Annotated in this window: 6 protein-coding genes and 1 pseudogene; 2 read left to right on the forward strand and 5 right to left on the reverse strand. The window is 69.1% G+C overall.

All coding sequences use genetic code 11. The features are described from left to right. Window positions 1–253 precede the first annotated feature (253 nt). The 4 genes and pseudogenes from AAFF32_RS09580 to AAFF32_RS09595 form a co-directional block, all read right to left on the reverse strand. A complete protein-coding gene (locus tag AAFF32_RS09580) occupies window positions 254–2,371 on the reverse strand; it encodes an amylo-alpha-1,6-glucosidase (RefSeq protein WP_342317155.1) in 2,118 nt (705 codons plus the stop codon). Window positions 2,372–2,387: 16 nt separating this feature from the next. Continuing rightward, window positions 2,388–3,446 (reverse strand): glycosyltransferase family 4 protein, encoded by a 1,059-nt coding sequence (locus tag AAFF32_RS09585; protein WP_216959243.1) that lies wholly within the window; start codon window positions 3,444–3,446, stop codon window positions 2,388–2,390. 208 nt (window positions 3,447–3,654) lie between these two features. Continuing rightward, window positions 3,655–4,341 (reverse strand): annotated as a pseudogene (locus AAFF32_RS09590) (ribonuclease H-like domain-containing protein); the annotation flags it as partial. A gap of 158 nt (window positions 4,342–4,499) precedes the next feature. Continuing rightward, complete coding sequence (locus tag AAFF32_RS09595) at window positions 4,500–6,923, reverse strand: DEAD/DEAH box helicase (protein ID WP_216959239.1); 2,424 nt, start codon at window positions 6,921–6,923, stop codon at window positions 4,500–4,502. A 552-nt stretch (window positions 6,924–7,475) separates the two neighbouring features. Between AAFF32_RS09595 and AAFF32_RS09600 the strand changes: the two genes are divergently transcribed. Beyond that, complete coding sequence (locus tag AAFF32_RS09600) at window positions 7,476–8,447, forward strand: MBL fold metallo-hydrolase (protein WP_342317156.1); 972 nt, start codon at window positions 7,476–7,478, stop codon at window positions 8,445–8,447. Window positions 8,448–8,451: 4 nt separating this feature from the next. Here AAFF32_RS09600 and AAFF32_RS09605 read toward each other — a convergent pair whose 3' ends face one another. Beyond that, window positions 8,452–9,078 (reverse strand): hypothetical protein, encoded by a 627-nt coding sequence (locus AAFF32_RS09605; RefSeq protein ID WP_216959236.1) that lies wholly within the window; start codon window positions 9,076–9,078, stop codon window positions 8,452–8,454. Between the two features lie 172 nt (window positions 9,079–9,250). Between AAFF32_RS09605 and AAFF32_RS09610 the strand changes: the two genes are divergently transcribed. Further along, the gene (locus AAFF32_RS09610; protein ID WP_342317157.1) at window positions 9,251–10,957 is read left to right on the forward strand and encodes a diguanylate cyclase; all 1,707 of its coding nucleotides are present in this window, start codon (window positions 9,251–9,253) and stop codon (window positions 10,955–10,957) included. Window positions 10,958–11,038 lie beyond the last annotated feature (81 nt).

Below are 11,038 nucleotides of genomic sequence, written 5' to 3' on the forward strand. Positions count from 1 at the left end.
GCCCGCCGCGTCCGCTTACCGGAAAGCGGATCCGATCGCATTGATCATTCCATTGAATTCATCGCCCCAATGATGGCCGGGCGATGCGCCTGCACGCGTCCCTAATCACTGCGCAGGAATCCGAAGCGGGGAGCGAGGAATCGCCAGTCAGGCCTTGATCGCGGCGATCTGCGCGCGTTCGTGCTCTCCAAGCACTGATCGTTGCCTTCCGCGAAGGCCGGCGCATGCCGGTCTTCGCCTGATGCGCGGTGCTTCACCCACGCACGCGCGCCACCACGCCCCCCGCATCCGGCCCCTCCACGAACACCGCCACGCGATCGCCCAAACGCTTGAGCACCAGATGCGCGCGGCGTTCGCCGAGGGCGAGGTTGCGGATCGACAGTTCCTCCACGCCGGCCGGAAGGCGAGGGTGGTCCAGCACGATTTCCGCAGCGGGTCCGTCGATGTCGATTCCCAGGCACGCCTGCAACGACATGAATGCCGAGCCGGCCGCCCACGCCTGCGGCAGGCACGCCACCGGATACGCCACCGGTGCGCCGCCGGGCACGCGCGGAAAACCGCAGAACAGTTCCGGAAGCCGCATGTCGAACGCCACCGCCGCTTCGAACGCGCTGCGCAGCAGGCGAACCGAAGCCTCGCGCTGTCCGTAACGCGCCAGACCCGCCGCACACAGCGCGCTGTCGTGCGGCCACACCGAGCCGTTGTGATACGACATCGGGTTGTAGCGCGCTTCGCCGACCGCCAGCGTGCGCACGCCCCAGCCGCTGAAGAAATCCTGCGACATCAGCTGCCTCGCCACCGCCTGCGCGCGCGGATGCGTGGGCAGTCCCATGTAGAGCAGGTGCCCGGGATTGCTCGCACGCACCGCGCACAAGGCGTTCTCGCCGTCCACGGCGATGCCGTAGAAGCCCGAGTCCATCCAGAAATGACGCTCCACCGCATCGGCCATGCGCTCGGCGCGCACGAGCCATTGCCGCGATGGCCCGTCTTCGCCCACGGCCAGCGCCAGGCGCGACATCCCGCGAAATGCCTCGAATACGTACCCCTGCACCTCCACCAGCGCGATCGGCCCCTGCGGCGAACGGCCGTCGGCATGGAAGACCGAATCGAAGCTGTCCTTCCAGCCCTGGTTCGCCAGACCCGTCGCCTCACCGCGCGCGTAGTCGAGGAAGCCGAGCGGGTTGGCATCGCATACACGCTCGATCCAGGCCGCGGCGGCCTTCAGTTCCGTCCAGATGCGGCGGATGAATTCGATGTCGCCGGTGCGTCGCGCATAGGCCGAGGCGAGCACCAGGAACAGCGGCGTGGTGTCCACGCCGCCGTAGTAGAGACCGAAGGGAAGCTCGCGCAGGCGCGCCATCTCGCCCTTGCGCGTCTCGTGCATGATCTTGCCGGGCGAGGCGTCCATGAAGGACGACTCTTCCTTGGCCTGGTGCTGCGCAAGGAACGCCAGCACGCCGCGTGCAAGCTGCGGATCCAGCCACAGCGTCTGCAGCGCGGTGATCACCGCGTCGCGCCCGAATGGCGTGGAGAACCACGGAATGCCCGCGTAGGGATACGGTCCGGTGTCCAGTTCGCTGGTCAGCAGCGCGAGGTCGGCGCGCGAGCGTTCCATCCACGAGTTGAACAGCGGCGCCTCGCTGCGCACGCGCGACAGCCGCCGCTGCCGCCGCCGCATGCGCGTGCGGGCGACGCTCGCCGCGGCGCGGTAACGGGCGCGCGTGGCCTTGGTGGGATGATCGTCGGCGCTCACTTCCAGGTAGAACTCGTGGCGTTCGCGCGAGGCGAGGGTGACATCCAGCGCGAGGCGTCCGTCGTCCATCCGGCGCGGCGCCTCCGAGAAGACGATGGACGAACGGCACGGTGCGCCGTCCAGGCCGACGTATCCGAAAGTCAGGCCGTCCTCGCGCGGATGCGGCGGCAGGGATTGCCCGCGCGCGGCGCGATGGCTGCCGCGCACTTCGAACATGTCGCGGAAGTCCGCATCGCAATCGAACACCAGGCTCAGTCGCACGTCCTCGCGTCCGTAGTTGGTCAGCGCCACGCGTTCGAACAACCGGTCCGCGCACAGAAAGCGCGTGCGCTTGATGTGCACCAGACCGTGCGGCGTCTCGTCGCCGCCCAGTGGCGGCAGCGTGCGGTTGGTCAGGTGCGCGACGAAGAACACGTTGTCGCGCGAGACCATCGAGCTCAACAGCGCAGGCGCTGAATCGCCCAGCGTCATGCGGAAGCGCGAAAGAATGCGCGTGTCGTTGTGGAACTGCCCGTCGCTCTCGCCGATCACGTCGCCGTTGGGATTGGCGATGAGAAACGTGTCGCCGTCCTTGAGGACGTAGCTGGAGAACAAGGTCGCGGCGGCGGCGGGATCCATGTGGGGGGCGGGCCGCTCAGGCGGTGAGGCGGATGCGCGTGCCTCCCTGCTCCAGCACGCGCCAGTACAGTTCGACGTAGCGGCGCGCCATGGCCGTTGCCGAGAAGCGCTGTTCGAAACGCGCCCGGATACGGCTGCGATCGAAGCGGGCCGCGCTGTGCACCGCGCGCGCGGCCTCGTCCAGGTCGCCGATGATGAGGCCGGTGAGCCCGGGATCGAGCACCTCTGGCACCGATCCGCAGTTCCATGCAACCACCGGCGTGCCGCAGGCCATCGCTTCGATCATCACCAGGCCGAACGGCTCCGGCCAGTCGATCGGGAACAGCAGCGCGACCGCGCCGCCGAGGAAGTCGCTCTTCTGCGCGTCGCTGATCTCGCCGATGTACTCCACCTGCGGGTCGTCGAGCAGCGGTTCGATTTCGTCATGGAAGTACGCGCGATCCACCGCGTCCACCTTGGCCGCGACCTTGAGCGGCAGCCCGGCGCGACGTGCGATCTCGATGGCGCGATCAAGCCGTTTCTCCGGCGAGATGCGCCCGAGAAAGGCGAGGTAACCGCCGCGCGGCGTCGGGCTGAACTCGTACAACTCGGTCGGCACGCCGTGGTGCACGGTGCCGGCCCAGTTCGCGGTGGGCAGCGGGCGGCGCTGGTGGTCGGAGATCGAGGCGAGCGGGAACTGCGGCCAGCACGCATACGCCTGCGGAAGATCCTTCAGATCCAGTCGGCCATGCAGCGTGGTCAGCGTGCGCCACGGTGCGTCCTGGAAGAACGGGAAGTGCAGCAGGTCGATGTGGAAATGGACGATGTCGAACTCGTCCGCGCGCTGTCGCACTTCGTCGAGCATCGCCAGGTGCGCGGCCAGATCGCTCTTGAGCGGCGCTGGATCCAGGCGGATCGCCTGGTCGCGCATCGGCGCGAGCGTGGCGTCGGTCTGCGCGTCCGCGGTGGCGAACAGCGTCACGTCATGGCCGGCCTGCACCAGCGCATCGCACAGGTGCGCGACGACGCGCTCCGTGCCCCCGTACAGCTTCGGCGGGACCGCTTCGTACAGCGGCGAAACCTGGGCGATCTTCATACGCGCATTTCTTCGGGACGCCACGGTACGGCCGAGGCGGGTGCATGAATGCGCGCTCCGTTCAGCCGTGCCGGTAATGGCAAGGCATTGACCTTAGGGCAAGTTTCTTCAAGAACGTGTGATGCGTGGGGCGCGCGCATCGCGACCAGTCTTTGCGAACCCGTCCTTGCCCTCACCCCAACCCCTCTCCCGCGCGCGGGAGAGGGGCTTACGTCGAGCTCTCGGCTTCCTGCGCGCTCAACGACGACAGGTGCTGCAACAGCTCCGCCAGCGTCACCACGTCGCGATCGTTGTGCGACAGCACGCGGCGCAGGTTGTGGGCGGAGCCGCCGCGCAGGTAGGAGCGCCAGGCTTCGGGCGCTTCCGAGCCGGGCAGGTCGTCCTCGCGCACGACGTTCAGGGCGCGGCGTTCGATGGTCGCCAGCCGGCAGTTCTCCCAGCGGCCGCGGTAGCGGCGGCGCGTGGGATACAGCAGGTCGACATGCCCGAGCGACGCCAGCGGCGCGCCCATGCGGTGCAGGCGGAAACGCGTCGCGAGCAGCGGCGCGTCGTAGCACTTGCCGTTGTAGCTCACGAGCACCGTGTCGGGCCGCAGCCATTGGCGGAATGCATCGAGCATCGCCGCCTCGCCGGCCATCGTCGTGATCAGCAACTGGCGCACGCGCAGCGCGCCGGCGTGCCAGTCGGCGGCGCCGATCATGAACGCGCGCGTGCCGCTGCCGCCGGCCAGCCCGGTGGTTTCGGTATCGAAGAACATGAGGCTGGAGGCGTCCAGCGGATCGCGACGATCGAAACGGCCGTCGATCCGGTCCGCGCCGGGGGCGAAGGGCAGGTGCGTTTCGAGCTGGCGCAGGCCCGGCGCAATCTCGATGCCGGGAACGTGGCGGTCGTGCGAGGCGATCGACGGCGTCGGCTCCAGCGAGGGCGCTCGGCGACGCAGGTGGCGGCGCAGATCGTCCACACTCGGCGCAGCGACGCGCGTGGGAACGTCCTGCGACGGCGTCGCCGCACCGGCCTGGCGCTTGAGTTGCTGCAGGCGCGCGAGGGTCAGGCTCATGCCGGCGACAACGCCTTGAGCACGCGCAACGCGAGTGCGCGCGGGGCGAGGGTCGCGTCCTCGTCGGCGGCGAGCACCGGCCCCACGCACGCCGGGCAGCCGGCCTTGCAGTCGCAGCGTTCCACCAGTTCCACCGCGCGCTGCACCAGTTCGCGCTGGCGGAAGTGCAGCGGCTCGCTCAGGCCGACACCGCCGGGGTAGTTGTCGTAGAGGTAGACGGTGGGGACGAAGCGTTCGCCTTCCTCGATTGACGCGTTGCCGTCGTCGCCGCCGCGCAGCTGTCCGCGGCCGCGCCCGTCCGCGCTGGCGAACCACGCGCCGTTGCCGTCGCCCACGGCCTTCTGCAGGTCCACGCCTTCGGCCATCACCGCGAGCTTGGCGACGACGTGCAGCGCGTAGCCGGCGCCGAGAAAGCCGTCGAGCGCCTCCTGCCTGGAGGCGAAGGTCGCTTCCAGCACGTCCTGCGGCAACTGCCACCACACACTGGTGGTGTGCAGCTCCTGGTCGGGCAGGGTGACCGGGCCGTAGCCGATGTTCTCGTGCGTGTAATAACGGATCTTCTTGTAGCCGGCCACGCGTCGCACGACGTGCACCTCGCCGTGATGACAGGTGCCGCGGCCGGCGGGTGAACCGTCGAAGCGTTCGAGCACTTTCAGCTTCGTGTAGTCGATGGCATCGGTGTAGTAATCCACGGGCGTGCGCGTGACGAATGCCTTGCGCCCGTCCCAGTCGAGTTTCTCCACCTGGTAAGGAGCGGCCTGCACCATGTAGATCGCGCCTTCGTACAGCGTCAGCGGCGCTGAGGAATAGTCGACCTCGGCGATGATCGTCTGCCGGCCGTCGGTGCGATCGACCACGACGAAGTTTCCATCGGCCACCGAACGCAGGCTCACCGCGTTGGCGGGGTAACTGTCGGCGATCCATTCCCAGCGGTCGTTCTCGTTGTGGACGACGCCGTCTTCGCAGAGCAGTTGCAGGTACACCTGCGGATCGACCGGGCCGAAGAGTTCGCGCGCCTGGAATGGGAGTTCGAACGCGGCGCAGCGGATATGGTCGAGCAGGATCACCGGCTGGTCGGCGTGGATGCGCGCGTGTTCGGGCGATGCGCTCGCGAAGAACTCCGGATGGCGGATCACGTACTGGTCCAGCGGATCGGAACTGGCGACCAGCACGCCCAGCGACGGTTGCTTGCGACGGCCGGCGCGGCCGAAGCGTTGCCACGTCGCGGCGATCGAGCCGGGATAGCCGTTGAGCACCACGGCATCGAGCGCGCCGATGTCCACGCCCAGTTCCAGCGCGGAGGTCGAGACGATGCCGTCGATGGTGCCGGCGCGCATCGCGCGTTCGGTCTCGCGGCGTTCGGTGGGCAGGTAGCCGCCGCGGTAACCGCGGATGCGCGCGGGCTTGCGCGGGTCGTGGTCGAAGACGTCCTTGAGGTACTTGGTCAGTACTTCGACCATCAGCCGCGACTGCGCGAACACGAGCGTTTTCAGCCCGGCCTTGATGGAAAGCCGCGCGATCAGGTTGCTCTGCGAGCGCGCCGAGGCGCGCAGGCCCAGGTCGGGATTCACTACCGGCGGGTTCCACAGCAGTACGTGGCGATCGCCGCTGGGGGCGCCGGATTCGGTGATGGCGGTGACGTCGCGTTCGGTGAGCGCTTCGGCGTGCGCCTTCGGATTGCCGATGGTCGCCGAGCACAGGATGAACTGCGGCCTGGATCCGTAGAACGCGGCCACGCGTTGCAGGCGGCGGATCACGTTGGCGACGTGCGAGCCGAACACGCCGCGGTAGCTGTGCACTTCGTCGATGACCACGTAGCGCAGGTTCTCGAAGAACTGCGCCCATTTGGTGTGATGCGGGAGGATGCCCTGGTGCAGCATGTCGGGATTGCTCACCACGATGTCGCCGTGCAGGCGGATCGCCTGTCGCGCATCGCCGGGCGTGTCGCCGTCGAAGGTGAAGGTGCGCACGCCGAGGTTGCCGGCGTTGTTGAGTTCCAGCAACTCGGCCACCTGGTCCTGCGCCAGCGCCTTGGTCGGAAACAGGAACAACGCCTTGGCGCGCTGCGTGGAGGCCGCCGCCAGCACCGGCAGCAGGTAGCACAGGCTCTTGCCCGACGCGGTGGCGGTGGCGATCACCACGTCTTCGCCGCGCCGCACGGCGTCCCAGCTTTCGGCCTGGTGCGAGTAGAGGCGGTCGATGCCGCGCGCACGCAGCGCCTGCACGATTCCGGCGGGCACGTCGTCGGGCATCGGCACGCTGCGCTCGGGCCGTCCGGGGACGGTGTGCACGCCGGTGATGCGCGAGAGGTATTTGTTCTCCAGCCGCTGCGCGAGCGCACGCCCGTCGGTGGCAGGGCGTGGCCGCGCGACCTCCGGGAAGACGGACAGGTCGGATGGACTGCGCGCCGGCTGGGTCATGCGTGTGGCTCTTCGCGGATGGCAGTGCGTTGTAGGGGAGGGGCGTCTCAGGGGGTGAGATGAGGCGAAGTGGCGCACGGGCACTCCCTTCCGGCAAACCACCTCACCGTCATTCCCGCGAAGGCGGGGCTTTTGGGCCGCCGCACGGCGGCACTCTCCAGGGACTTTTCACGCTTTCCCGGCTGCCTTTCAGTCGCTACAGAAGAATCAACAGTAAGATGGAGAGTGCCGCCGTGCGGCGGCCCAAAAGGCCCAGCTTTCGCTGGAATGACGTGATGTAGTGGACGGGGTGACGGCCTGGGTCCCGGCCTTCGCCGGGATGACGGCTGATGGGATGCCTCCACTGGACCGACGCCGCCCTTAGCCTCTCCCGCTTGCGGGAGAGGGGTTGGGGTGAGGGCAAGCGGCGCGCGCTGAGCAGCCGTTGCACCGACGCCCCACAAAGCCACGCTACCGCCCGCGCTACGCTACGCACATCGGCACCTGCTCAGAGTCCTCTTCCGCAACGGAGCGACATCGCAGGCGACCGCCTTCCCACGTCAAGGACATCGCATGAACCGCACCCGCCTCTCCGTTTTGATCGCCGCCGTCGCGACGGCCTCCACGCTCGCCGCCTGTTCGAAGCCGCAGCCCGTTGAAACCGCCGCAACCCCAACCGCAACGCCCGCCGCCACGACGCCGCAGCCCGCACCGTCGACATCGCAACCGGCCGCCAACGCCGATGTCTTCCGCTTCAAGATCGGCACGCTCGACGCAGTCGCGTTGAAGGACGGCGAGATCGACGTCGCCAACGACGGCAAGACCTTCGGCGTCGGCCAGCCCACCGCCGACGTGGCCGCGCTGTTGTCCGCGGCAGGTCTGCCGACCGATGCGCTGCACCTGAGCATCCAGCCGCTGCTGCTGCGCGACGGCGGGCACACCGTGCTGTTCGACACGGGCGCCGCGGATGCGACCTGGGCGCGTGCCGGCCGGTTGCAGGCATCGTTGCAGGCGGCGGGCGTGGCGCCGGACCAGATCACCGACGTGCTGATTTCGCACGGTCATCCCGACCACGTCGGCGGGCTGCTCACGCGCGAAGGCAAGTTGGCCTTCCCGCAGGCCACCGTGCGTCTGTCCGCGCCCGAATGGGAGGCGATGAAGAAGAACCCGAACGCCGCGGCGCTCGTGGCCGCGATCACGCCGAAGGTCACCACGTTCGAACCGGGCGCGCAGGTGCTGCCGGGTATCACCGCCGTCGCGCTGCCGGGGCACACGCCCGGCCACAGCGCGTACGAGATCGCATCGGGCAGCGAGCGACTGCTCTACCTCGGCGATGCCGCGCATCACTACGTCGTCTCGGTGCAGCGTCCGCAGTGGAAGATCGAATACGACCAGGACGCGCCCAAGGCCGAGGCCGCGCGACGTGCGCTGCTGCAACGCGTCGCCGACGAGAACCTGCGCGTGTATGCGGTGCACTTCCCGTTCCCCGGGCTGGGGCACGTGAAGGCGCAGGGCGACGCGTTCGTGTGGGTGCCGGAGAACTGAGCCCTCAGTCGGCCGGCCAGCGCCACAGGCACCGCCGCGCGGTGCCGTGGTTGCCGAGCTGGTACACCGCGATCGCCACCGGCGAGAACGCGAACGGCGCGAACGGTGCGCCTTCCAGCTCGCGCAATGCCGCCGCCGTCCCCACGCCGAGCGTGAGGTGCGGGCGGTAGTGCGCACCGCTGTGTTCGGGCACGAAGTGCTCGACGTAGCGGATCGTGGAATCGCGGATCGGCGTGCCGTCGTCGTTGGCGACGAAGGCCTCCGCGCCGCCGCCGGCCACCGCCAGGCGTTGCGCCGCAGCGAGGCAGTCATCGGCGAGCGCCTGCAACGCAGGTGAGTCGCCGATCCGCCACGACGCGTTGCCCGTTCCGTCCTCCACGCGCACCGAAATGCCGCTCACCTCCAACGACAACGCGAGCGGTCCATGCCGGGCGGCGATGGCGCCGATGGCGGCGTACAAGGCGTCGAGGTCGTGCGCGTAGAGGTAGCGCTGCACGAGGGTGACGTGCGGCAGGTGGGTGGCGTCGAAAGCGAAGCCGGCGGGATGGCCGATGCGCAGCGCGGCGTTGACCTCGCCGGCGCGGGCCCGGGTGAGGGCATCGGGTTCGAGCAGGACGTCGATGGCGATCATGCGTCGGCTCCGGAAGCTGCGCCCTGCGTCTCAAGAAACAGCGCAATCGGCCGATAGAATGCCCGACAATCCCGGTACGCAGCGGCCCGCCCGGCCGTCACGCACCTCAATCTTTACGGCATGGAGGCCCAGCAGCGCGTCGCCATCGCGCCCGGAGCCCCACGTTCGTCCCATGCGCAAACGCCATTTCTCGCCATTGCGCGTGTTCCTGGCGGCCACGGTCATCCTGGTGGCCCTGGGCCTGTACGTGGTGGCCAACGCCATCCAGTTCGCCGCCGACTACCGCTCCGTCACGCACACCTACGCCGTGCTGCGCCACCTGGACCGGATCGAGTCGCTCAAGCACCAGGCCGTGGCCGAATCGCGCGGCTACCTGCTGGCCGGGCGCGCGGAGAACCGCGACAACTTCTGGCGCATCGCCGGTGAGTTGCAGCGCGAATCGGACCTGCTCACCGAACTGGTCATCGACAACACCGCCCAGCACGATCGCGTGATCCAGATGCGCCGCACGCTGGACGCCCGCCTGCGCTTGAGCGTGCAGGCCATGCAGACCTGGCGCGCCGGCGTCACGGGCCCGCAGAAGGGCGTGCCGCCGCTGTCGGCGATCCGCGCCGGCGACCGCGACGTGGCGCTGCGCCTGGAGCAGTTGCGCAACGCGGAGAACGTGCTGCTGTCGATGCGCTCGCAGCGTGCCGAGCGTTCGGCGTGGCTGACGCTGCTCGCCGCCGGCATCGGCATTCCGTTGAGCCTGCTCCTCATCGGTCATGCGCAGCGTCTGCTTGCGCGCGAGAACCGCGTGCGCCAGCAGGCCGAAGCTTCGGCGTCGGCTTCCAACAGCGAGCTCAACGCGACCGTACAGCAGCTCGCGCGCCTGTCCGACAGCATGGCCTCGCTGAGCCAGTACTCGAGCATGCTGCAGGGCGCCTCCGATGCGCAGGAGCTGTACGAGATCACCGCGGCCACCTTCCGCCGCCTGCTGCCGGGTCTGGGCGGTTACCTCTATGTGATCCGCGCGTCGCGCGACCACGCCGAACTCGTCGCGCAGTGGGGCGCATCGGTCGCGCCGAACGATCCGGCGCCGGCGTTGCAGTCGTGCTGGTCGGTGCGTCGTCATGCGCCGTATGCGATGGAAGACCTGCGCCACGGCCTGCGCTGTGCGCACATCGGCCGGCCTTCCGGCGCGCACGACGTGCACGGGCTGTGCGTGCCGCTGAGCGCACACGGCGAAGTGGTGGGCTGGCTTTCGTTGCAGGGCGAAGGCCAGGGACGCATCGCGGAGGAATCGCTGGCAGTGCGGCTGTGCGAGCAGCTCTCGCTGGCGCTGGCCAACGTGCGCCTGCGCGAGAGCCTGCGCCACCAGGCCGTGCGCGACGCGCTCACCGGGCTCTTCAACCGCCGCTATCTGGAGGAGTCGCTCACGCGCGAGATCGCGCGTTGCCAGCGCCGCCAGCAGCCGCTGGCGGTGCTGATGCTCGACGTGGACCACTTCAAGGCCTTCAACGACCGCCACGGCCATGCGATGGGCGACGCGGCGCTGGCGGCGTTCGCGCGGATGCTCAAGGACAAGTGCCGCCCGGAGGACATCGCCTGCCGTTACGGAGGCGAGGAGTTCACGCTGATCCTGCCGGAAAGCGACCTGCCCACCGCGCTGGAACGCGCCGAGGACATCCGCACCAGCGCCGCACTGCTGCGCATCGGCGAGGCGGGTGGGGCGGCGTTGCGCATCACCGTCTCCATCGGCGTGGCGCTGATGCCGCAGCACGGGGAGGTGGGCCTGGAGCTCATGCGCGCCGGCGATCGTGCGCTGTACCGCGCCAAGCACGAGGGCCGGGACCGCGTGGCGGTCGCAGACGAAGTGCCGGTGCTCGGCCGCGTTTGATCGGCGCTCAAGCCCGAATGGCCGCGGATTTTCCGCGGCAGTCGCGCCAGACTTCCTGCTTCTGGGTGGCGCCGTAATCGA

It is taken from the genome of Lysobacter sp. FW306-1B-D06B (assembly GCF_038446665.1).
Taxonomy (GTDB): domain Bacteria; phylum Pseudomonadota; class Gammaproteobacteria; order Xanthomonadales; family Xanthomonadaceae; genus Lysobacter_J.

Coding starts and splice junctions, on each gene's coding strand:
- AAFF32_RS09580 (WP_342317155.1), bottom strand. CDS start 2,371: ATGGATCCCGCCGCCGCCGCGACCTTGTTCTCCAGCTACGTCCTCAAG.
- AAFF32_RS09585 (WP_216959243.1), bottom strand. CDS start 3,446: ATGAAGATCGCCCAGGTTTCGCCGCTGTACGAAGCGGTCCCGCCGAAG.
- AAFF32_RS09595 (WP_216959239.1), bottom strand. CDS start 6,923: ATGACCCAGCCGGCGCGCAGTCCATCCGACCTGTCCGTCTTCCCGGAG.
- AAFF32_RS09600 (WP_342317156.1), top strand. CDS start 7,476: ATGAACCGCACCCGCCTCTCCGTTTTGATCGCCGCCGTCGCGACGGCC.
- AAFF32_RS09605 (WP_216959236.1), bottom strand. CDS start 9,078: ATGATCGCCATCGACGTCCTGCTCGAACCCGATGCCCTCACCCGGGCC.
- AAFF32_RS09610 (WP_342317157.1), top strand. CDS start 9,251: ATGCGCAAACGCCATTTCTCGCCATTGCGCGTGTTCCTGGCGGCCACG.